This window comes from Rhodocytophaga rosea (genome assembly GCF_010119975.1).
GTDB classification, from domain to species: domain Bacteria; phylum Bacteroidota; class Bacteroidia; order Cytophagales; family 172606-1; genus Rhodocytophaga; species Rhodocytophaga rosea.
The window spans coordinates 964,173-987,748 of record NZ_CP048222.1 but is presented as its reverse complement, the minus strand read 5'-3'; the positions used below and the strand labels follow the sequence as shown (position 1 = coordinate 987,748).

The 23,576-nt window shown below is 40.8% G+C and carries 22 protein-coding genes and 1 pseudogene; 16 read left to right on the top strand and 7 right to left on the bottom strand.

Annotation, left to right across the window (positions count from 1 at the left end; all coding sequences use genetic code 11):
• Positions 1-6: 6 nt before the first annotated feature.
• Positions 7-1,599: a SusD/RagB family nutrient-binding outer membrane lipoprotein gene (locus tag GXP67_RS04305; protein WP_162442019.1), complete on the top strand. Its 1,593-nt coding sequence runs from the start codon at positions 7-9 to the stop codon at positions 1,597-1,599.
• 58 nt (positions 1,600-1,657) lie between these two features.
• Here GXP67_RS04305 and GXP67_RS04300 read toward each other — a convergent pair whose 3' ends face one another.
• The gene (locus GXP67_RS04300) at positions 1,658-2,083 is read right to left on the bottom strand and encodes a hypothetical protein (protein ID WP_162442018.1); all 426 of its coding nucleotides are present in this window, start codon (positions 2,081-2,083) and stop codon (positions 1,658-1,660) included.
• 144 nt (positions 2,084-2,227) lie between these two features.
• Positions 2,228-3,856: an acyl-CoA carboxylase subunit beta gene (locus tag GXP67_RS04295; protein ID WP_162442017.1), complete on the bottom strand. Its 1,629-nt coding sequence runs from the start codon at positions 3,854-3,856 to the stop codon at positions 2,228-2,230.
• A gap of 130 nt (positions 3,857-3,986) precedes the next feature.
• Here GXP67_RS04295 and GXP67_RS04290 point away from each other — a divergent pair, with 130 nt between their 5' ends.
• From GXP67_RS04290 to GXP67_RS04255, 8 genes are all read left to right on the top strand, one after another.
• A complete protein-coding gene (locus GXP67_RS04290) occupies positions 3,987-4,619 on the top strand; it encodes a hypothetical protein (RefSeq protein ID WP_162442016.1) in 633 nt (210 codons plus the stop codon).
• Positions 4,620-4,699: 80 nt separating this feature from the next.
• Complete coding sequence (locus GXP67_RS04285) at positions 4,700-5,770, top strand: DNA polymerase beta superfamily protein (RefSeq protein WP_162442015.1); 1,071 nt, start codon at positions 4,700-4,702, stop codon at positions 5,768-5,770.
• A gap of 133 nt (positions 5,771-5,903) precedes the next feature.
• Positions 5,904-6,953, top strand: coding sequence for a patatin-like phospholipase family protein (locus GXP67_RS04280; protein ID WP_162442014.1), 1,050 nt, complete (start codon positions 5,904-5,906; stop codon positions 6,951-6,953).
• A 419-nt stretch (positions 6,954-7,372) separates the two neighbouring features.
• The gene (locus GXP67_RS04275) at positions 7,373-8,419 is read left to right on the top strand and encodes a GNAT family N-acetyltransferase (protein ID WP_162442013.1); all 1,047 of its coding nucleotides are present in this window, start codon (positions 7,373-7,375) and stop codon (positions 8,417-8,419) included.
• Between the two features lie 10 nt (positions 8,420-8,429).
• A complete protein-coding gene (locus tag GXP67_RS04270) occupies positions 8,430-9,170 on the top strand; it encodes a long-chain fatty aldehyde decarbonylase (RefSeq protein WP_162442012.1) in 741 nt (246 codons plus the stop codon).
• Positions 9,171-9,214: 44 nt separating this feature from the next.
• The gene (locus GXP67_RS04265; protein ID WP_162442011.1) at positions 9,215-10,141 is read left to right on the top strand and encodes a fatty acid desaturase family protein; all 927 of its coding nucleotides are present in this window, start codon (positions 9,215-9,217) and stop codon (positions 10,139-10,141) included.
• 4 nt (positions 10,142-10,145) lie between these two features.
• Positions 10,146-11,246, top strand: a complete 1,101-nt coding sequence (locus GXP67_RS04260; RefSeq protein ID WP_162442010.1) for a hypothetical protein — start codon at positions 10,146-10,148, stop codon at positions 11,244-11,246.
• Positions 11,236-12,345, top strand: a complete 1,110-nt coding sequence (locus GXP67_RS04255) for a DUF3419 family protein (RefSeq protein WP_162442009.1) — start codon at positions 11,236-11,238, stop codon at positions 12,343-12,345. Before GXP67_RS04260 ends, GXP67_RS04255 begins: the two co-directional genes overlap by 11 nt.
• 42 nt (positions 12,346-12,387) lie before the next feature.
• Here GXP67_RS04255 and GXP67_RS04250 read toward each other — a convergent pair whose 3' ends face one another.
• Positions 12,388-13,677 carry an aminotransferase class V-fold PLP-dependent enzyme gene (locus GXP67_RS04250; protein ID WP_162442008.1) on the bottom strand — a complete coding sequence of 430 codons (1,290 nt, stop codon included), beginning with the start codon at positions 13,675-13,677 and terminating at the stop codon, positions 12,388-12,390.
• Between the two features lie 187 nt (positions 13,678-13,864).
• The gene (locus tag GXP67_RS04245) at positions 13,865-15,064 is read right to left on the bottom strand and encodes a tetratricopeptide repeat protein (RefSeq protein ID WP_232064919.1); all 1,200 of its coding nucleotides are present in this window, start codon (positions 15,062-15,064) and stop codon (positions 13,865-13,867) included.
• Positions 15,065-15,339: 275 nt separating this feature from the next.
• Here GXP67_RS04245 and GXP67_RS04240 point away from each other — a divergent pair, with 275 nt between their 5' ends.
• From GXP67_RS04240 to GXP67_RS04210, 7 genes are all read left to right on the top strand, one after another.
• The gene (locus GXP67_RS04240; protein WP_162442007.1) at positions 15,340-16,578 is read left to right on the top strand and encodes a sodium/proton-translocating pyrophosphatase; all 1,239 of its coding nucleotides are present in this window, start codon (positions 15,340-15,342) and stop codon (positions 16,576-16,578) included.
• Positions 16,579-16,758: 180 nt separating this feature from the next.
• Entirely contained in the window at positions 16,759-17,196 is a 438-nt protein-coding gene (locus GXP67_RS04235; RefSeq protein ID WP_162442006.1) for a hypothetical protein, read from the top strand.
• A 30-nt stretch (positions 17,197-17,226) separates the two neighbouring features.
• On the top strand, positions 17,227-18,561 hold the full coding sequence (locus GXP67_RS04230) for a dicarboxylate/amino acid:cation symporter (protein ID WP_162442005.1): 1,335 nt from the start codon (positions 17,227-17,229) through the stop codon (positions 18,559-18,561).
• 67 nt (positions 18,562-18,628) lie between these two features.
• The gene (gene hisB, locus GXP67_RS04225; RefSeq protein WP_162442004.1) at positions 18,629-19,744 is read left to right on the top strand and encodes a bifunctional histidinol-phosphatase/imidazoleglycerol-phosphate dehydratase HisB; all 1,116 of its coding nucleotides are present in this window, start codon (positions 18,629-18,631) and stop codon (positions 19,742-19,744) included.
• Positions 19,745-19,779: 35 nt separating this feature from the next.
• Complete coding sequence (locus GXP67_RS04220) at positions 19,780-20,379, top strand: riboflavin synthase (protein WP_162442003.1); 600 nt, start codon at positions 19,780-19,782, stop codon at positions 20,377-20,379.
• A 121-nt stretch (positions 20,380-20,500) separates the two neighbouring features.
• The gene (locus GXP67_RS04215) at positions 20,501-21,190 is read left to right on the top strand and encodes a LytR/AlgR family response regulator transcription factor (protein WP_162442002.1); all 690 of its coding nucleotides are present in this window, start codon (positions 20,501-20,503) and stop codon (positions 21,188-21,190) included.
• A gap of 84 nt (positions 21,191-21,274) precedes the next feature.
• Positions 21,275-21,715: a DinB family protein gene (locus tag GXP67_RS04210; protein ID WP_162442001.1), complete on the top strand. Its 441-nt coding sequence runs from the start codon at positions 21,275-21,277 to the stop codon at positions 21,713-21,715.
• A gap of 33 nt (positions 21,716-21,748) precedes the next feature.
• On the opposite strand, the gene GXP67_RS04205 is transcribed toward GXP67_RS04210, so the two are convergent.
• The 3 genes and pseudogenes from GXP67_RS04205 to hemF all read right to left on the bottom strand — a co-directional run bounded on the left by GXP67_RS04205 (position 21,749) and on the right by hemF (position 23,536).
• A complete protein-coding gene (locus GXP67_RS04205; protein ID WP_162442000.1) occupies positions 21,749-22,336 on the bottom strand; it encodes a phosphatase PAP2 family protein in 588 nt (195 codons plus the stop codon).
• Between the two features lie 38 nt (positions 22,337-22,374).
• Positions 22,375-22,637 (bottom strand): annotated as a pseudogene (locus GXP67_RS04200) (CPCC family cysteine-rich protein).
• Between the two features lie 8 nt (positions 22,638-22,645).
• Positions 22,646-23,536, bottom strand: a complete 891-nt coding sequence (gene hemF, locus GXP67_RS04195; protein WP_162441999.1) for an oxygen-dependent coproporphyrinogen oxidase — start codon at positions 23,534-23,536, stop codon at positions 22,646-22,648.
• Between the last annotated feature and the right edge of the window lie 40 nt (positions 23,537-23,576).

The following is a 23,576-nucleotide window of genomic DNA, read 5'->3' as shown; positions in this document are numbered from 1 at the left end:
CATAATATGAAAAGAAATTCGATATTCATACTTGCTCTGCTATTTATGATGGCGGCAGGATGTACAGATAATTTTGATGACATTAATACCGACCCCACCCAGGCAAGCGAGGCGAACTGGGACCCTAATTACTTTCTGCCCAATGCACAGAACGGGGTAATTAACCAGGGGTATAATAGTATGTTGTACCAGAGTACCATGATGCAGGTACTGGCTTCTACCTATAATTATTATGGAAATGGAGATAAGTATATCAATACGCAGAACTCTGCCAGTTATCAGGCGGCCATCTTTAATAATACCTACGGCGTAGGCACTACACTGGCCGAAATGATTAAGCTTACCGAAGGTAAAGAGCGGTTTTCTAATTTACATCAGGTTGGCAGAATTATGCAGGTATTAAATTTTCAGAAAGGTACAGATACCTATGGAGATATGCCTTACTCTGAAGCTTTCAAAGCCAAACAAGGAGTTTCTTTCCCTAAATATGATACCCAGGAATCTATTTACATGTCTATGCTTACAGAACTTGAGCAGGCAACAGCTGCCCTGGATGCCTCTAAACCGGCTATAACCGGAGATCTGTATTATGCAGGGGACATAGCCAAATGGAAAAAATTCGGTTATTCCCTCATGCTGAGAGTCGCTATGCGTTTAACGAAAGTAGACCCTACTACTGCCAAAGCATGGACAGAAAAAGCCGCTGCCGGAGGCGTATTTACCTCTATTGAAGACAATGCTAAATTTAAAGGCGATATCAATTCAGCGCAGTCCAGTTATTTTGGTGTATTGCAGGTAGCAGATGATTTCCGGGAAGTACGCTGGTCGAAAACGATAATAGATGCCTTAAAAGCAGCGAATGATCCACGTTTAAGGGCAATTGCAGAAGTACCGCAAGCAGGATTAACCAATAATGCCAATCAAACACTGGCCGGTGACAATACTCCTGCTGTCCAAGTAGGTATGCCCAATGGCTTTGATCTCACTGGCGGGCCTTTTGATATCAGGTCTTCAGCCGGATATCCTGGTTCTACAGGTACAGGGAATGACATTGCCCCATTGGGTAAATATTCCAGGCCACGCATTAACACGTATCTGAAAAGGGACGGAACCCTGTTGGTGCTTACCTATGCAGAAACAGAATTACTCCTGGCTGAAGCGAAAGCAAGAGGCTGGAATGTTCCCGGTACGGCTGCTGAGCATTATAAAAATGGAGTAGTAGGTGCTATTACTACCTTATCTCAGTTAGACCCTTCTGCTACCATTCCGGTGGCCGAAGCAGATGCCTTTGCGACTGCTAATCCATTGGATGAATCTTCTTTAGATGCCTCCTTAAAAGCGATCAATACACAATACTGGATTGCTACAGGAAGTATGTTTAACTTTTTAGAAACATGGTTTAACTGGAAAAGATCAGGTTATCCGCAGCTTACTCCGGTTACTTATCCTGGTAATGTTACCGGTGGCGTAATTCCCAGAAGGATGATCTATCTGCAAACGGAAATTATCAATAATAAAGCAAATTATACCGAAGCCGTAACTCGCCTTACAGGTGGAGACCAGCTTGTTGGTAGAGTGTGGTGGGATAAACAATTATAATTTTAACAATTAGAAGTAAAAAGCCTCTGCAGATGCAGAGGCTTTTTTGTTAATCAGTTTATTGTACAACCTGCTTGCCAGTATCTGATGGAGTGGGAATGTGAGGAATCATATACCCGAATACTTGCTGACACTCCTTTCGCTTCCATACCAGTTCCAGCTTTTTAAGTTCTGCTATGACCTGTCTTTTTCTTGCCGCTGTGGTACGGCTCTGGTGGTATTCCTCCAAAAGACTTTCAGCCTGCCCTTGAATAAATTGGCAGTCTTGCTGAATCGTATCGCCTCCCGGAAAAGCTTCTCTGGTTCCTGATGTTACTTCTCTTTGTGGGCTGTTCTGTAAAGTATCTGTTGTCTGGAGAGGTGCGCTTTTCTTTCTCTCTTCCATCTGACAGGCTGCCATTAAAAGTATGATCAGATGCATAAAAACAACCATCCATCCATAATAGATTCTTGTTCTCCATACCTGAGTTTGACTATTTTTCATAAGTATCTTATGGCAATATTTATGAGATGACTTATAATAACAATTATAAATAGCAGTGATTAGTGAAAAGGTTATTCCTGACTGGAATTACAGTAAAATTGAATGCGCTTATAAACATAAGTCTAAATGCCAACTGACCATTTATTATGTCTGAATCACTCCCACATTGTACCTTTTTTTGATGGGTGCATGATTAGCCGCTTCTATGCCCATGGCAATCACTTTCCGGGTTTCTATAGGGTCAATAATACCATCTACCCACAACCTGGCGGCTGCATAATACGGAGACAGTTGCTCATTGTACTGACTGGTTATTTTTTCGAGCAAGGCTTTTTCGGCTTCCGGCGTTACAGTTTCTCCTCTGGCTTTTAAGGTACTCACCTGAATTTGCAGCAAAGTTTTAGCTGCTGAAGCACCACTCATCACAGCCATTTGTGCCGTAGGCCAGGAAAAAATCAGCCTGGGGTCGTAAGCTTTGCCGCACATGGCATAATTTCCGGCTCCATACGAATTGCCGATAATAATAGTGAACTTGGGAACCACCGAATTCGCCATGGCATTCACCATTTTGGCTCCATCTTTAATAATGCCTCCCTGTTCCGCCCGGCTCCCCACCATAAACCCGGTTACATCCTGTAAAAAAAGCAGTGGAATTTTCTTCTGGTTGCAGTTCATGATAAAACGGGCAGCTTTATCAGCAGAGTCTGAATAGATTACGCCCCCCATCTGCATTTCACCTTTGCCTGATTTTACTACTTTTCGCTGATTGGCTACGATGCCTACTGCCCAGCCTTCTATTCTGGCAAGTCCGCAGAGCAGCGATTGCCCATATTTAGCTTTATACTGGTCGAATTGCGAATCATCGACGAGCCGTTCGATAATTTCGAGCATATTATAGGGTTTTACCCGGTCGGCGGGAATTATGCTATATATATCTTTGGCCGCTTTTTTAGGAGGAAGAGGAACCACTTTGCTGAATCCTGCCAGCTGCGATTGACCCATCTTATCAAATATTCCCCTAATGGCATCCAGGCACTGTTCATCAGAGTCATATTTATTATCCGTTACGCCGGAAATTTCGCAGTGCATGGTAGCACCGCCCAGGGTTTCATTGTCTACTTCTTCGCCGATAGCCGCTTTTACCAGATAAGAGCCAGCCAGAAAGATAGAACCGGTTTTGTCCACAATCATCGCTTCATCGGACATAATCGGCAGATAGGCTCCACCAGCCACACAACTCCCCATAATTGCTGCTACCTGTACAATTCCCATCGACGACATAAGCGCATTATTGCGGAACTGGCGGCCAAAATGTTCTTTATCCGGGAAAATCTCATCCTGCATAGGAAGGTAAACCCCGGCACTGTCTACGAGGTAAATGATAGGCAAACGGTTTTCCATAGAGATTTCCTGTGCCCGCAGGTTCTTTTTAGCTGTGATCGGAAACCAGGCACCTGCTTTTACAGTCGCATCATTGGCCACAATCACACATTGCCTTCCAGATACATAACCAATGCCGGTTACTACTCCTCCCGATGGGCAGCCGCCATCTTCCTGGTACATATCTTCTCCAGCAAAAGCACCTATTTCCAGAAAATAGCTGTTTTTATCAATCAGGTAATTGATTCTTTCCCTGGCGGTGAGCTTGCCTTTCTGATGATGCGCCTCTATTTTTTTTGCGCCTCCACCTGCCTGCACTTTTTTCAGCCTGCTTTCCAGCTGAAAAAGCAGTTGTTTATAGGAATCCTCGTTTTTATCAAATTCTATATTCATAAAACACAATTATACATGCGAATGTAGAAAATATATACTTATGTAGCCGACAAACTTCAAGATAGGTAATGAATTTAAAACCGGTTATGAGTACCTTACCTGATGAACATTTAATATAAACTAATGCCAAATGGGAAAAATCAAGGTCATGTTGCTATTTCTAATTGTGTTGATGGGAATGAAAAGTGCAAATGCGCAAATCGACCATCTAACGCCAGTTAGTGGAATATTTGATGCATATACTTTTGAGTTTGAATACTATTCAAAAGTCAGAAATGTGTTGTTTCAAGGCCTCACCGATTATCCGGAAATCAGATTTTTAGTAATGCCTTCTTTTGTGCCAGAAAACGTACTCGATATTGAATATGATAGGGAAAATGAAAAGTATTACATAGTTTACCATACCTGTAAAGAAAAGATATGGGAAAATAAGAACTGGCAACATGTTAGAGTTGAAAGATATAAAAAAGAGATAAGGAAGAACTCTGCGGAAGTAGTGAAATTATTATTTAAGAATGCTATCTCACATACGAGATATTCAGAATATGAATGGGGTTTGGATGGAGCAAACTATTATTTTACAGTTAGCGATACTGGACAGAAAAGTGGAACAGTTTGGTCTCCTGATGATGGTACAAAAATGAGACGACTTGTGAAAATTGGATACCACTTAATTGAATTATCCCAGCAAAAAGCTTCAATTGTTGAACTGGATGATACACTTAAAGCAGAAATCGAAAAACTGACGGAAGAATTAAAATAAGATTATTTACTATTCACAGACCAGACACTAACTAAGGCTAATAGCTGCGGACCGTCGTCTGTGGACTATGGACGAAAACTATGACCATTGAACAACTCAAAGCGCAGAACCTGATTATTTTCGAATGCATTTCTGGTAGTAAAGCCTATGGCACTTCACTACCCACTTCCGATACTGATATCCGGGGTGTATTTGTGCTGCCGGAATCTGATTTTTATGGCATGGGCTATATAGAACAGGTAAATGATACCAACAATGATATTGTATATTATGAGCTGAAGCGGTTTATAGAGTTGCTTTATAAAAATAACCCCAATATTCTGGAAATGCTGAATGCGCCTGAAGATTGTGTGCTCATCCGGCATCCGTTGTTTGAGCAAATCCGCCCGGAGTTGTTTTTGTCTAAGCTATGTAAAGTAACATTAGCAGGATATGCCAGGGCTCAGGTGCAGAAGGCGAGAGGATTGAATAAAAAAATAGTAAATCCGGTGGCTCCCGAACGGAAAGAGATCATAGACTTTTGCTATGTTACGGCAGGAATTGGTTCGCAACCGGCCAGAGAGTGGCTAGCCGGCAAAAGCTGGGTGCAGGAACGGTGCGGACTGGTAAATGTGCCTCACATTAAAAACCTGTATGCCTTATTCTATGACGATACACCTGCTGCCTCGTTTGGTTTTTCAGGCATTTACCGCAATGACTCCTCCAATGATGTATCCCTTAGTAGTGTTCCTGCCGGAATGGAGCCTGCTACCTATCTCTCTTTCAACAAAGATGGCTATTCTACCTATTGCAAAGATTATAAGGACTACTGGGAATGGGTAGAAAACAGAAACCAGGAACGCTATGCCAATACCTTGCAACATGGCAAAAACTACGATGCCAAAAATATGATGCATACCATCCGGCTGCTGGAGATGGCAGAAGAAATTGCGGTACAGAAGCATATCCTGGTGAGGCGGCCTAACCGGGATGAACTCCTTAAGATCAGAGGCGGGGCTTATTCCTATGAAGAACTGCTGGCATTGTCGGAACAAAAGATGGAACGCATTGAACAGGCATATGAGGCTTCCGGTCTGCCGGATCATCCGGATTACCAAAAAATTAACCTGCTTTTAGCAGATCTGCGAAAAAAGTTTTATACTCGGAGCTGAAAAAATTGAGTGAATGAGCGATTGTGTGACTGAGTGAATAGCGAAGTATATATTAGAAATATCAGCCATTTAATAAATCACTATATAACATACTACTTACTCATTCACTCTGTCACACAATCACTCATCATTTATGAATCCATCTAAACCGAAAAAATACAAAAGCATCCTTTCCATTGATGGAGGAGGCGTAAGAGGAATTATTGCTGCACAAATACTGGCTACGCTGGAACACAGGCTTCAGGCCAGAACCGGAAATCCCGAAAGCCGCCTTGCTGATTATTTCGACCTGATTGCAGGAACCGGTACCGGTGCTATTCTGGCTTGTGCCTATCTCAGTCCGGTAAAGCCGCATATTCATTCGGCACGGTTTAATGCCAGTCAGGTAGTGGATCTCTATGTGAAATATGCGGCTACAATTTTTAATGAAACCTTCGATCATAAGATTGTAAGCCTGGGTGGTTTAATTGATGAGAAATATTCTTCTACCGAGATTGAAAAAGTATTCAACAGCTATTTTGAAGACCTGCACCTAAAACATCTGCTCAAGCCCTGCCTGATCACCGCCTACGATATTACTAAACGGAATGCTTATTTTTTTAACCGGACCAGTGCCATGGATAAGCCATCCGCCGATTTTTTTGTGCGCGATGTAGCCAGGGCTGCTACGGCTTTGCCCACTTATTTTGAGTGTAAAGAAATCCAGTCTTTTTCCGGCGTAGGATATACCTTAATAGATGGAAGTATATTTGCCAATAACCCTGCTTTATGTGCCTTTACAGAAGCCCGTAAGATATTTTCTCAACAGGAGCCGCAACTCAGGTCACTGCCTATCGAACAATTGCTTATTTTTTCTCTGGGAACCGGGTTGCCTAAAACGCAATATACTTACGAGGATGCCAAAGACTGGGGATTAGCCGCATGGAGCAAACCTATTATTGACATTGCCGCTACAGCCAATGCAGAAACGGTTGACTATCATTTGAGCCAGTTATATGAAAACATCGGTAAAAGCAATCAGTACCTGCGCATCAATCCCGAACTGCCCATAGACATAGAAGCCGACATTGATAATGCCGAACCTGAAAATCTGACATCCTTGAAAGAGCTGGGAATTACCTTAACCGAGGAATACGAAGATAAAATAGATGAATTTGTGAAGCTATTGCTGGCTACGGTTTAAAAGTTGCTTTTACAAGCGTGGGTTGATATTGATTAGAGGACTAGACTAAGCGCATTTGTGTGTTTTGGTAGCACTCTTACCATTTTTTTCTGGAAGGCTATATTGTATATCAACACTACAGCTATTAAAGCGAAGACAGCAACTATAATGTTTCTTCTGATTCATGGATATGTGGAGCCAGTATTGACATAACTCATTTTATCAACTATAAGGTGCGACTATATTTTTTGTTTAGTTATAATGCTGCTGGAGAAGATAGAATAATTATCAATATCCCATTTAATAGGCATAAATTTTAATGAGGGCTTTCAGGAATATTGACCTTCAGGTAAATAATTGCTTTCAGCGAATATAATATTTTTATATATTATGATTCATTCGCTGGAAATGCCTTATAAGGATTTCGGTTATCTTCCTCTATGATCAGAATTGCTGAACCCTCCGATAACGAACCATTACTGGTACTCACCGCCAGCAATCCCATGCAGGGCAGCATATCTCTGCGCATTGACAGGAAGCCTGATTTTTTTAGTCTTCTGGAGGCGAGAGGAAAAAGTATTACGTATGTTCTGGAAAAGAACAGCCGGATTATAGGAAGTTTTTCAGCTTCAAAAAATAAGGTTTTTGTCAATAAACAAGCAACAGACCTGTATTACTTAAGTGATTTGAAAATAGATAATGCTTTCCGGTCACAGGTATACGCCTTTAAGCTGGTTTCTCAGATGCAGCACTATCTGCAATCACAAGGAGCAGACCTGCTTTTTTGTACAGTGGCTGATGGCAATAACCGGGTGCTGCCAGTTTTTGAAGGCCGTGCAGCTCTTCCGGTTTTCCATATATTGGGAAAATTTAGTGTATATCAATTTCTGCCTGCCAGAAAGCCTGTAAAAAATAGTACGTATCAGATTTGCCAGCAAGCATTTGATGCTGATCTACTTAAACAATTTAATCAGTTTTATCAGCAGTATCAGTTAGGGAAAATTTTATGTGCAGATCCAGTGCAAAGCCAGGCAGTACTTGTGGCATATATTCAAAAACAGCCAGTTGCTGCCATTACACTTATAGATACGTTGCCTTACAAGCAGAATGTAATAATTGGCCTGAAGCCCTATCTAAAAATGCTGGTATATACTGTAAATAGTTTGGGTAAAGTGCTGCCTTTGTTCCCATTGCCGGAGATTGGAGAGGCTATTAAGATTCTGTATATAAATAATTTTTATTGCCTGAAAGGCCAGGAGGCTGCATTGTTAGACCTGGTAAATCAGGCCAGGCATCAGGCATTTACGGGAAATTTTCATTTTGTAAGCATAGGCTTACATGAAAAAGATCCTCTTCTGTCCTGCTTCAAACAGTTCTACAAATTTGAATTCAAATCTGTAGGATACATTACAAGTTTAAAAAATAACACAGCCTTGCTTAACGAAATAATGGCTGGCGTTCCTTTTGAAGATTATTCACTGGTTTAATGTTTATAGTATGGAAACCCAAATCATGATAAATTCTGACACAGTCAGGCGCAGAAAAGTAATTGCAGATGTATTATCGCAGGCCATTAGTGGAGAACTGGTAGGCATGTCTAATTTTGCTTCGCTTGCCGGCCTTATGGCGGATATTCACGAAAAAATGGAAGCGGTAGAACATGCAGAAAGTGAAAGGCAGCATGCGCTGGGCTTTCAGAGGATAGCTAGTGCCAATGATTTACCTGTTGTGGCCAATATTGAAGGCGTATATTGGAAAACGCTGCGGGATAAATTTTTGAAATATGCCCAAAAAGGTGATTTTATTGCTTGCCTGATTATTCAGGAAGTGATGCTTGAATCGTTTGCTGTGTCGATGTACAAAGATGCCGGAGAGGCCATAGGGGGTGAAATAGGTGCCTTATTACTTCAGACCTCTGACCAGGAAAAAGAGCACCTGAGCCATGCTACTGAAATTTTGCAACAGGAGTTGCAGCTCAATAAGTCATTATTTATTCAAAAGTTCAAAGCTATTCATGAAGATGTAATGACCATATTGGCCCAATGGACAGCTTCTACAGATTCGATGGGACATTGCGGAGTATGTAATGGCAATTGTATGAAAGATGATCTGGATGAGATCGGGCTTTCCATTCGTTATGTGCGGGCTAATGCCCTGAGGACTTATGCCCGGGCACTGGATGCTATTGGGTTGCCAGGAGAAGAAACAACGGTATGGATTGTTAATCTTCCCTTTTAAGGCGATCACAAATAAGCATATGTATCATTCAACCTGAGTTTCGCATGAAAGAGGAGATTGTTTATCCTATTCCTTACCGCCTTAATTTGACAATTGGAGGTAGCTGTTTTGCAGGTGCTTTGCTGGTTTTATATATGGGTTCGCACACAGAGAAGATGCTTTATCAATCTGGTTTAGCCATATTGTTTGCTATACTCATGATACCGCTGTACTCCTTGATTCATGAAGCTGAGCATGATATGATGCATCCAAACCGCAAACTGAATTATTGGCTGGGTGTGGTGCTTTCATGGATATTTGTTGCCCCTTTTACTTTTATCCGCAAGTGCCATTTAAACCACCATAAACATAACCGTACAGACTATGAGATGTGGGATTTATATTATGCACATCAACAGAAATGGCTTAGGCAGGGCTATTTTTATATAGTCCGCCTGGGCATGGAATGGATAATGATCGTGGTAGCTGTTGTATTGTTTGCCCTGCTTCCCAAACTGGTTTTTTCTAAACTTTTCAGCTGGAATCATGAAATTAAAGGAATTATACAGGGTGCTAATAAAGATAAACTGCTTGTTAAGATCCGCCTGGAAAGCTATCTTGTTATTGCTTTCCAGTTCATTATATTTTTTCTGCTGAAACTGGATATATATTTTCTGATTGGGGCTTATTTCTGCCATGCTTTTGTGTGGTCGTCTCAAAATTATGTAACGCATGCTTTTTCGCCCAGAGATATCATAAATGGAGCACATAACCTGAAAATGCCGTTGCTTGTCAGGTATTTATATCTGAATTTTAATATACACCTTGCGCATCACCAGTATCCCAAAATGCCCTGGATTTATTTGCCAAAATGTATTCAATCCACTACTAAAGAACTTTCTTTCTGGCACATTTATATAAAGTTATGGTTAGGGCCCGAACTCACCCGGGAACCTTCCCCGGTAGCTGACAAAGAAATTCATTCCGCCTGATTGTATGCAAGTAAAACTTCCTATAACTGATTCATGCGATTTTGCTATTCTTGGCCATCAGGAGAGGTGGGAAAATGTATATGCGATGGTGAATCAGATGCGGGGTAGCCAAACGAATCAGGTTGTAGAGGAAGAAATCAGGTATATTTTCCCGTTTTTTCCTGCCAGAAGTTTATTTAAGATTGATGTTACTTCCACGCTGAACAACAAAAAAATCACTGGCTGCTATGTAGAAACTTTTATAGGCCCAGATTCTTTGGTAAGCATTCACTTGAAAGAGAATATACAGAAAGTAAAGGAAGCTGCCTTTTGTGCCAATACATTAGGAGCGCCTATTGCTACCCTTGGTGGTTTTACTTCCATTGTGCTCGAGGGCCAGACTAAGCTGCTTCCAGCTGGGCTTCAAACTGTTTTTACTACAGGCAATACCCTTACGGCTGCCTTTATCGTGCAAAATGTGAAAGATGCTTGCCAGGTCTTAGATAAAGATATATCTCAAAGCCATATCATAGTGATTGGTGCTACAGGCGATATTGGCAGTGCTTGTGTAAACTATTTTGCCGGAAAATCAGCTCAGCTCACTTTAGTTGCCCGAAATAAGAGAAAGCTCTTTGAATCATATCATGATCTTTCAGGTACTGCTTGCACAATCACGGATTCTGTGGAAGAATATGCTTCAGAGGGTGATATTATTATTGCTGCTGCCAGTAGTTCCAGTATTCAGCTACATAATTTAAAAACCGGAACGCTTGTAATAGATGCCGGATACCCAAAAAATATAGATATAACTTGTATTGATACCAGTAAAATACATTTTTTATATGGCGGTATGGGTTATGTATGTGGAAATATCCACTTCTATCCTGATTATAGATTACCTCTCTATCATGTTCCTTCCCGTAAAATTGCCCATGGCTGTATTCTGGAAGCTGTAGTGCTGGCGTTTGAGAATAAGCATTATGCCTATTCCCAAGGTAGGGGACAAATTACCCTGGAAAAAATGGAAGAAATACTGTTGTGGGCAAATAAGCATGGAATTATTCCAGCTCCTTTTTATAATCATCAGGGATTATGGTCTATTCAAAAATATACATATGGCGAATAATCCAAAAAGTCAGGTTGAACTAAGTAAGCTGATTTTTACCATGAACTGGGAAGATCCGGAATCTGACAAAGCAGCGTTACAAATTAAACCCGGTGAGCAAGTAATGACTATTACCTCTGGCGGTTGCAATACCCTGGAAATGCTATTGTTAAATCCGGCTATTATTTATGCTGTGGATATTAATCCGGCTCAAACGTATCTATTAGAATTAAAAATAAGAGCCTTACAACAGCTTTCTTACCCTGAATTTATTTGCCTGATGGGTTTAACAGATACCATGAACCGGCCGGCAATATTTGAAAAAATAAAACCTCATTTATCTGAACCAGCACTAGCCTTCTGGCTAGCCCATCAACCTATTATTTCTAATGGAATACTCATGTCGGGCCGTTTTGAAAAATTCGTCCGTATTGCTTCCAGGATGTTGCAACTGATACAAGGTAGACGAAAAGTTCAGCAGGTGTTTGCTCCCTCCAGCTTACAGGAACAACAGGAGTTTTATGATATGCATTTTAATACATGGCAGTTTAGGCTTATATTTAAGATGCTATTTAATAAGCGCATGCTGGCCAGAAGAGGGCTGAGTGCAGATTATTTTTATTTTGACGATGGCAGTCATTCTTATGCAGAAAGTTTTTATAAAAGAGCCCATAATGTATTAACAAATGTTCCTGTGCAAGACAACTATTTTCTTGCGCTCTATCTATTAGGTAATTACAAAAGTAACTTTCAGGTACCGGCTTATCTGAAAGAAGAGAATTTTCCTATACTGCAAAAGAATGTGTCTAACCTACAACTCATTACAGCAGATGTAAAACAATGGCTGAAATCGAGGCAACCTGATTCTATTGATTGTTTCAGCCTGTCTAATATCTGTGAATTAAAGAGTGAAGAAGATACTACGCTGCTTTTTGAGGAAGTAGCCAGGGTAGCAAAAAATGGAGCCAGGTGTTGTTTTCGCAATCTAATTGTTCCAAGAGAAATACCTCAAAGCCTTCAAGACAGAATTCGAAAAAATAAACCACTCAGCGAGCAACTGCTTGAAAAGGACCGTTCATTTGTTTATGGAAAGGTGGCAGCATATACCATAGTTAAATAAGCTTCATTAGAAGCCTTGCCACACTTTATATATACCAGAAGCTTATTTCTTTGCCATAAAGGTGATGGCATCTACCAGGCGGTCTAGGTCTTTTAGTGGTGTGTACACATGAGGAGTTACCCTGACTCCTTTAATATTCTCCCATACAATGGCAGACGTATGAATTTTATATTTGTTAAAGAGTATCGTATCCATTTCTGAGGGTTCCATACCTTCTATCGAAAAGTTAGCAATGGCACAGGAGAATTCTGGTTTCAGAGATGTATTCAGTTTTACCCTAGGCAAGTGTACTACCTTCTCTGCCCAGTAATTTTTCAAATACCGTAATCTTTCTTCTTTGCGCTTGTTTCCGATGGCATTCTGAAAGTTAACGGCATGGCCAATCGCCTGTTCGATCGGGAACGACCTGGTGCCCAGTACTTCAAACTTGCGGATATCAGCTATCAGAGGGTTTTGGTTCGGCAACAAAGGCCATAAGTCTTTGATCTTGTCTTTCTTCACATATAACATGCCTGAACCAAACGGAGCAGACAGCCATTTGTGGAGGCTTGTGCCATAATAATCACAATCCAGATCTGGAATTTTATAATCCAGGTGGGCAAATGTATGGGCTCCGTCTACCAGTACAGCAATACCTCTTTCCCTGGCTATTTTACTGATCTTTTTTACCGGCAAAATCTGCCCTGTCCAGTTGATCATGTGGGTGATCATTACCACTTTGGTGCGGGGTGTAAAGGCTTCTTTGAATTTTTGTACAATTATTTCATCATTTTCGATCGGCAATTCCAGGTTTACCCAGTTTAGCTTAATGCCTTCCCGCATTTCCCGTTGCTTCCAGGCCTGGATCATATTGGGATAATCCTGTTTGGTAAGTACCACTTCATCGCCTTTCTTTAAGTTTAAGCCCAAAATTACAGTGCCTAAAGCTTCCGTCGCATTGCGGTTAATGGCCAGTTCTTCCGGATCGCATCCAGCCAGGTCGGCCAGTTTCATCCGCAGCGATTCCCTTCCGGCATCCAGTGTCCGCCACATAAAGTATGAAGGCGCTTCGTTCGACATGCGGTTATACCGGTCTACGGCATCCTGCACGATTAAGGGCTGCGGACTTACTCCGCCATTATTCAAATTGATGATATTAGGTGAAACTGTATACGCTTGCTGAATGGTATGCCAGTATTCCTCATTTCTGGCCGCCTCTGCCGGAGATAAATCATTAATTAATTTCCCGGCTTCTGAAAGGGAACGGGCTTTCACAGGTGTTAAGACTGGGACTAAAGATAAAGCTCCGGTGGCCACACTTAGTTTTTTTACAAAGTTTCTTCTGTTTTCCATAGTAAAACAAGGTATATATACCAGCCAATGAAAATACTAAAAATAAAAAGCAAAAGACAGATTTACTATAAAATAAATCTGTCTTTCAAGAAATAGCCAGAATGATGTTTGGATTTTTAATGTTTAGAAGATAATGTATAATTTAAAGAAGCTATCATAATTAGCACTTTTGAATCAAAAATTTATACTAAGATACGCTTCTGGCAGCTTGTTTTCTTTCGCGCTTCTTTTTGGGCGAGAAGTATTCCTTGGCTTCTTTGTAATAATCAGATTTTCTCTCGGCCCGTTTGAGTACGACATTATAATATTTTTCTGCTTCCTCAAAATTTCTATCCTTATTATATAAGCGGCCTAAAGCCGTAAGGGCTGATAAATAATATCCGCTTTCATAAGCTTTAATCTGTTCAGAATAGACCACGGTACGTTTATAATACGATTTTGCCTGTTCTGTATTTCCGTTATTATTATAAATATGTCCCAGAAAGAAACTGGCATACCGGCCACTGGTGGCTTCATAGCCAGGCATATTGCTATCCAGTTTCTTGAGGATACTGGTTGCTACAGATTCAGTTTCATCGATTCTTCCCTGCGAGAAAGCAGTACGGGCATAATATCTTTCAAAATAAGAATTATCCGGAAAGGTTTCGTGCAGGTATCTGGATAATTGATAAGCTTTCTGAGTCTGGTTTTCTTCCCCGTAAATCCGCATCAGAAAATACTGGGCTTCTGTTCGGGTGTAGAAGGCATTATTGGATACTTCCCGCAATTGTTTTATGCCAAGTTCTTTGTCTCCTTTGGGGAACAGCCATAAAATAGATTTGAGTGCCGGATAATTTTCAGGAATCCAGTCCCGGTAATAGTTGTACAGGGCATCGCCAAATAAAAACTCCGGACTTAGCTCTTCATACCCTTTGCTTTTATCGAGGTATTTGAGGGCGCTTTTACTGGCTACGGCAGCTTTCCGCCAGTCTCTCCGCTCAGAGTATAATCTTCCTTTAAATCCATAAGCTGCAGCCAGAAAGAAAGAAGCCTCCACATTGTTTTCATTGGCTTCATACATTTTTTCAGCCAGTACAATGGAACTGTCCATATAGGAAAGGAAAGCATTATCATATGTTTCTATATCAATATTGGGCGCAATTTTCCACCACTGGCTCAGGCCCAGTAAAAAATAGGGAAGTGGATGGGTAGGATGTGCCTGCTTGATGTGATTGAACTGCCTTTCTGCCTGGGCAAATTTAAAGTTATACATGTCATTCACAGCCTGGGTCGCTTCTATCTGCATATTCATGTCTAAGAGCAACATAGGGGGCCTTTCCTGAGCCAGTAATTTTACATTCCACAGCAAAAAAATCACTAGCCACTGGTATTTCATAATCGCTTTCATTATGTGTAAAAACTATCATTTCTTCGGTTGAGTTCATATTGTTTTATAACGTCCGAAACTATTTTCCATGTAAGATTGTACAATAAAAATTAGTTTTTTTGGTTACTATCCTGTATTTTGAGCGTATATATTTTCGAATAAATTCATTGAAAAAACGCTTAATATACTGATAATCAAATATGTTATTGCAAAAATTGATGGTTTTTTTAGTGAATATTACCTATGTCATTGGCATAAGGCAGTCTTAAACCATGTAATTATTAACAAAAAAATTTATGGAAAATTTAATGACTAATATGTCTGTATGGGGAGTTGTGGTGTTGTTGTTAACGACTTTACGGTTAGCCTGGCGTTCGGGAGTAGTGCAGGGTACGGGTTGGCTGATTGAAACAGGCGAATATGTATTTCAAAAATTTAATCTTTTTATCCGGCATTCTTATAAGCCATTAACTTTATTTGCCTTGTCGGCTTTTACACTGTTTGTTTGCTACAAAATTACCGGAGACAAATTTGTATCGTTGTGGAGCAGTGCCAGCGTAGCAGGTATTATGAGTATAGGGTTAGGCGCTTTGTTAAGACCAGGTATCTCTCAATATGTGCTTAGCCTTGATTCCTTGAGTACCCGGAAAGAAAAATTCATCAAAAGAGTTTGCAGCGAAAAAAATATTAACAATAACGGTATTCTATTTATTGGGCTCACCGGCTTACTGCTGGTATCAGCTGCCTACCTGCCATCCGTTGAGTGGACATCCTATACGGTATTATCTCTAACCGGCGGCTTTGCATTAGGAGCCTCAGGTTTACTGCTTTGCCTGCATGTATATGAAGTAATAACCATCCCTTATACAGATAGCTATTCTACCTTCGCAGCGCAAGCTAGCCGGATACTTAGCAATGACAGATTGGATACGTTAGGAGGTACCCTGGTAGCGGCTATGTTGCTGGGTACTACTTTCTGCCCCATCAGTTCTTTTCAATCGCTCGATATGCCTGCCAGTTCGGTACTATTGCCTTTAGTATTAGCTATTTCAGGTGTAGGAATTTCATCCGTATTTGGTAGTATGGCCTCTGTTTCTGGCTGGAAGAAGAACCCTGTTTCCTACCTGACAGAGAAATTGATAAGTGCGTTGTTTATGATCTTGGTAGCATTTGGTATTACACAGTATTTGCTTCCGGCTTCATGGGTATGTAATGGAACAGAATTTACTTCTATGCAAGTGTTCTATGCAGCGCAGGCAGGTATCGTTGGCGGTTTGTTAACCAATAAAGTAGTTCAGGTATATAAAACGGTTCACCGGAAATATTTCAACTACCTGGCTGAAAAATCTTTTAAAGTAAGCCTGATGGATTCGGCCTTTCATTTTCTGTTAAACACCGTTTCTACATTGCTGCCAGTTGTTTTAATCGTAATATCTATTTTGTTTTCCTATGAACTGGTAGGCTTATATGGTATTGTGATCGCTATGATCGCTATGCTGGCTAATCTTTCTACCAAACTTACTGTAGGCCGGTAGTCGCATTCAACCTATCTGGCAGCTTGACTGCTTTCAACCGCTTAATTGATCAAACAATTAAGCGGTTTTTATTTTGAAAGGGATAAACCCAGATATTCCTGTTAAGCAATTGTAGAATAAATTTTTGCACTTACAATTGATAAGCTCTTATTACTATCTTGTACCTTAGCTTTGTCTTTTATGAAATTTCCTTTGACAGCTGAGCAGGTAAAGCAAGAAATTTATTTATCCATCGATAAAAATTATTATGCCGGAAGCTTACGCTACAGGCAGTTAAAAAAGACATTGCTGCAAGCTAAGCATGAAATTATAGTAGAAGGAATATTACAGGTATTTGAAGATACATCCAGAGGGGAAAGAAACTTTGTGGAACAGGAATTTGCAGGAAAGTTATTGTATGAACTAAAGCCAGATACGAGGTTAACTTTAATGGAAGTTTTATATCGGACTTTACCTAACTATAATCTGAGTGTAGTGGAACTACCCATGTATTTAGCAGAAAAGTATGGACTACGTGCTGTTGCTGAATGCCTTGAATTATTAGAAAATCAACAAAATCAACTTGCGGCTGTTTTGAAAAGCATAAAAACATTTAAATTCTGGTTACACATTAAATAATTCCATCCGGTAAGATGGCATCACTCTATCATGCGTAAATTTTACAAAAATCTCACTTTTCAGGTATTGCTTGCCATCACGCTGGGAATTCTGATAGGTGCTTTCTATCCGGCAGTAGGTACAGCGATGAAACCTCTGGGAGATACTTTTATCAACATGATAAAAATGGTGATTGCTCCGATTATTTTCCTGACCATCGTACTGGGGATTGGCAGCATGGGTAACTTGAAAAAGGTGGGCCGGGTAGGAGGGAAAGCACTTTTGTATTTTGAAATTGTGACCACCTTTGCGCTCATTATCGGCTTATTTGTGGCCAACCTCACTAAACCTGGTGTCGGATTCGATAGATCTCTGGTGCAGGGCGGAGATATTTCTGCCTATAAAAAAGGGGCAGAAGAAATCAACTGGGTGGATTTTGTGATCCATATTGTGCCTTCTAATGTAGTAAAAGCCTTTGCTGACGGTGATATTCTGCAGGTATTGTTCTTTTCTGTGCTATTTGGCGTTGGTCTTACTAAAATGGGCAGTGCCGGGCAAAGTGTCATTCATTTTTTTGAAAAGCTTTCGAAGATATTTTTTAATATTCTCGCCATTGTGATGAAACTGGCACCGATCGGCGCATTTGGAGGGATGGCCTACAGTATTGGCAAGTTTGGGGTTTCTACGCTTATTCCATTGGCAAAGCTGATGCTGACGGTGTATGCTACTATGTTTCTGTTCATTTTTGTAGTGCTCAACCTGATTGCCAGGGCGTATGGATTCAGTTTGTGGAAGTATCTGGTGTATATTAAAGAAGAATTGCTCATTGTGCTGGGAACTTCCTCATCGGAGGCTGCTCTCCCCCAGATTATGCGTAAACTCGAAAATTTTGGCTGTTCTAAACCTGTGGTTGGGCTCGTGATTCCGACCGGCTACTCATTTAACCTGGATGGTACTACCATTTACCTGGCAATGGCTACTATTTTTCTGGCACAGGTGTTTAACGTAGATCTTACTTTCAGCCAGCAGGCGGCTATTATTTTTATCTTAATGCTTACCTCCAAAGGCGCTGCTGCTGTAACAGGAGGCGGCTTTATTGTACTGGCTTCTACCTTATCTGCATTGCAGGTGATTCCGGTAGAAGGCCTTGCCTTACTTTTGGGAGTAGACCGGTTTATGTCAGAAGCCAGGGCCATTACCAACCTGATCGGCAATGGGGTGGCTACCATTGTAGTGGCTAAAAGCGAAAAAGAATTTGACTATGCCAAACATGAGTTTGTGATGAATGGAGGGATTATTGAACCCATAGAAAAAACCGTGACGATTGTAAGGCAGGAAACAGAAGTAGTAATTACCACCAGCGAACGGATAAACCGGGAAGTATAAGAGGCATTTTCCTTATATTATCTAAAATATCCCGATCAACTCTTAACTTGCGGTTTTTGAACCAACCATGAAAAAAGTTTTATTCATAGACCGTGATGGAACCATCATTGTAGAACCACCTACGGATTTCCAGATAGATTCCTTAGAAAAGTTATCCTTTATACCCAAAGCCATTACTAGTCTGCATAAAATTGCCACTCAGATGGATTTTGAATTGGCTATGGTCACCAATCAGGACGGACTGGGAACCGTTTCCTTTCCGGAAGAAACTTTCTGGCCTGCCCATAATAAAATGCTGGAAACCTTAGCCGGTGAAAATATATCTTTTGCTAATATTCATATTGACCGGAGTTTTGAGCATGAAAAACTGCCTACCCGCAAACCCGGAATTGGTCTGTTACAGCAATATTTTAATGGTACTTACGATCTGCAAAATTCCTATGTGATCGGCGACCGGATGACAGATGTGCAACTGGCCAAAAACCTGGGAGCTAAAGCCATTTTCTTTTCCGGTAATAAAGCCAATAGTATTCAACCCGATGAAACCATTGCCCTTATTTCCAATAATTGGGACGAAATTTACCGATTTCTCCGTTTGCCTGCGCGCACTGCTTCTGTTACACGTACGACCAAAGAAACTGATATACATATTCAACTCAATTTAGATGGTCAGGGTAAATCCGATATGCGTACTGGCCTTGGTTTTTTCGACCATATGCTCGATCAGCTGGCAAAACATTCCGGAGCAGACCTTTCTATTCACGTAAAAGGCGATCTGCATATTGACGAACACCATACAATTGAAGATACGGCACTGGCACTGGGAGAGGCGTATACCAAAGCCCTGGGTGATAAACGCGGAATAAACCGCTATGGATTTTTGTTACCTATGGATGAGGCACTGGCGCAGGTAGCCATTGATTTTTCGGGCCGTAACTGGTTGGTATGGGAAGCGGAGTTTAAACGGGAGAAAATAGGAGAGATGCCTACCGAAATGTTCTTTCATTTCTTCAAATCATTTACCGATACAGCCAAATGCAACCTGAATATTAAGGTGGAAGGGGAGAACGAACACCATAAAATAGAAGCTGTTTTTAAAGCGTTTGCCAAATCTATTAAAATGGCTGTCAGCCGGGATGAGAAAAACCTGCAGAATCTGCCTAGTACCAAAGGAGTGCTTTAATAATTGAAATTTATTTTTAATGATCCATTAATGAAATGTTTACAGGAATTATAGAATCGGCTGGCGAAGTACAGCACATTGAAAAATCAGGTACCAATCTCACGTTTACCATCATCTCTCCGCTGGCTGCAGAGTTGAAAGTAGACCAGAGCCTTTCTCACAATGGCGTATGCCTGACGGTGGTAGAAACTGATGCAAGCCAGTATAAGGTTACAGCTATTCAGGAAACGTTGTCTAAAACAAATTTAGGAAAACTGAAGATTGGTGATAAAGTGAACCTGGAAAGATGTATGCAGCTGAATGGCCGCTTTGATGGACACATTGTACAAGGGCATGTCGATCAGACTGGTATTTGTACATCTGTGATTGCTGAGGACGGGAGCTGGTTATTTGATTTTGAATATGACCCTGCAATGGGTAATTTTACGGTGGAAAAGGGTTCCATTTGTGTAAATGGCGTGAGTTTAACTGCCTTTAACTCCCGCAGGAATGGCTTTAGGGTAGCGATTATTCCGTATACGTATGAGCATACCAATTTTCACCAGCTACAAAAAGGAGATACGATTAACCTGGAATTTGATATTATTGGTAAATATTTGATGAAAATGATTCCTGATGCGTACAGGAATTTATAATTTTAATACCATCAAAACGGTTTAGACCAATTTCTGGCGTATACATTTTTCATCTATGAACTACGAAATACACGCATACGATTGGTAGTGCATTGCGTATTAATCAGTAAAACAATTTATTATGAACTGTATCATTGTGGATGATGAGGACATGTCGAGAAATATAGTCCGGCATTTTGTAGAACAAACCAGCTTCTTAACTCTGGCCAAAGAGTGTGCAGATGCCATTGAAGCGGCTAATTTCTTACAACAAAATCCGGTAGATCTGTTGTTTCTCGATATTGAAATGCCTCAGATGACGGGAATGGAACTTGTAAAAAGCCTTCAGGTAAAGCCTCAGGTCATTTTTATTACGTCCCGTTCTGATTATGCGGTAGAAGCCTTTGAATATAACGTAACTGATTATCTGGTAAAACCCATCACCTATGCCCGTTTTCTGAAAGCTGTAACTAAAGCCAAAGAAGTATTTGATGCCCAGCAGCCGATCCAGCTTCATTCCAAAGATTTGTACATTAAGTCGGATTCCAAGATTGTAAAAATCAGTCTGAAAGATCTGTTGTATGTGGAGGCTCTGGCGGATTATGTGATGATGTATACAGCTTCCGGTAGTAGGCATGTGGTGCATTCTACGATGAAAGGAGTTGAAAAGAAGCTAAATTCCGGAGAGTTTATACGGGTACACCGTTCGTTTATTGTCAATATTGAGAAAATCGAAGCCATCGAAGATCTTTCCATCATCATCAATAAAAAACTTATTCCGATTGGTGCTTCCTATAAAGATAATTTCCTTAAAAAACTCAATATCCTGTAGCCTGTCATCTATTTATAATCAAAGCTCTATAGCTGTACCTAATTTAAACCTTAAGGTCAGTTTTCGTAACAATATTATTAAAATATGCAGAAAGAAATTTTGCTGGAGATGTTAGCTCAGAACCAGATCACCTGTTCGGCCGCTTTCACCGGAATTACCCATGAAAATGCACATCTCCGCTTGAATGAGAAAACAGCATCTGCCGGGTTTATCTACCGGCACATTGGCGAAATGATGAATATGTTTGGTTTGTTTTTTGGGATTCCAACAGAGGTGCAAAACACAACCATGGGCCAAACCGATGAAGGGCAAGGACAAGATGTAGACCAGAGCCATCTGCTTGTTCAAAAAGGATTTGATATGCTACAGCGCTATATTGAGAATGCTACTGACACCTCCTGGCTGGATCCGGTTGACACGCCATTTTTTGGTACTGTTTCCAGAGCAAGGCTATTTTCACACATACTTTTTCATACTTCGCATCATGCCGGACAAATTGTTTTAACACTAAAAAAAGGCAGATAAAAGGTTCAAACGATACGCTCTGTTTATAAACAACTATGTTACCGGCGTTTGAGGAGTATTATTTATCTGCCATTTTTCAAAGTATTTATATAGCAGGTAGCAGAGCAGTGCACAGGCAATGCCGACCATAGACCCGAAAACCAAATCTAATGGGTAGTGTACACCCACATAAATCCGGCTATAAGAGACCATTGCAGCCCATGCAAACAGGAAATAAATATGTCTGAACGTTTGCCTGACGAGCAGCCACATAATCATAGCAAAGGAGAAAGTAGTAGCAGCATGAGAAGAAACAAATCCATATTGGCCGCCGCAGCCTCGTACTACATGCACCAGTGGCTGCAGTTCCACCTCATGACAAGGCCGGTACCTGGAAAAATACGGCTTAAAAAAACTGGAAGCAGCCTGGTCGGCGAGGGCAACCGCTACAATAATGGTAAGTACCATCCAGACGCCCTGCAGGCGGAATTTTTTAATCAGAAAATAAATAATGAGTGCATAAAACGGAAACCAGAACCAACGGTCAGTGATCCAGTACATAGCCATGTCCATCATCGGAATATGCAGCTGGTTTAAAAACAGAAATAATTCTGTATCCCACTCTTTAATTTTTTCAATCATGCTGGTAGATAATCATAATGAAAGTTAAAAACTAAAACTTACCAATCCGGATTTTTATTGTCATTCTTAGTTGGCTTTCTGGTATGTCTGATCATATCTTTTTCACAAGCGCCAAATTCTTTAAAGTTTTGTCCTGAATGAGAGAAACGCTGTTTGCTCCTCCTTTATATTTCGCTTCTTTAAATCCAACGGGATCATCTTCCCAATAACAAATGGGACAAATGCTATATTCTAAACGTGCTATTGTACGGAATGTATCATATCCACAGCAAGGACAATATGCATTTAGCTCAATTTTCATTTCTATAACTACACCCAGTCTATCCCTTTCTTCAATAAACTCATTGTTTTTTCCTCCCGGCTGCCTGGCTGAACCTGGTAATTATAGTGCCATTGTGCCTGGGGTGGTAAACTCATCAGAATAGATTCCGTACGTCCTTCCGTATCCAAACCGAATTTAGTGCCTTTGTCATATACCAGGTTAAATTCCACATACCGCCCCCGGCGTACCATCTGCCATTCCTTTTCTGGCTCTCCATAAGATAAAGCTGCATTCTTCTGCATCAGATAGGTATACACTGGTGCAAATGTTTCTCCCACCGACTGCACAAACCGGAAACGCTGTTCTATGCTGAAATCATCAGTAGCCGACAAACGGTCGAAGAAAATGCCGCCAATGCCTCTGGTTTCCTGCCGGTGTTTAATGTAAAAATAATCGTCGGCCCATTGCTTAAAATCCGCATAATATGAAGGATGATGTGTATCGCAGGCTTGCTTGAGTTTTTTATGAAAAAAACGGGCATCGGCTTCCTCTACATAATGCGGCGTAAGATCAATGCCACCTCCAAACCATTTAATGCCATTGCTCATTTCAAAATAGCGTACATTCATGTGAATAATGGGCACCATCGGGCTTTGCGGATGCATCACTATAGAAACGCCTGTAGCATAAAATTCGGCCTCTTCTAAGTGAAGTGCTCGCAGAATATTTGCCGGCGTTTCTCCGTGAACAGCAGAGAAAAGAACCCCGCCTTTTTCAAGGATATTTCCTTTCTGAATAATTCTGGTTCTTCCGCCTCCGCCAGCATCCCTTGTCCACAGGTCTTCTTCAAATCTGGCTTTACCGTCAGTAGCTTCGATTTGCCTGCAAATATTGTCCTGTAATTGCTGAAACCAGCTGCTTATTTCTTCTTTTTGCATGAATGTAGTTGAATTTGCCAAAATTAAAATAATTTAGCGA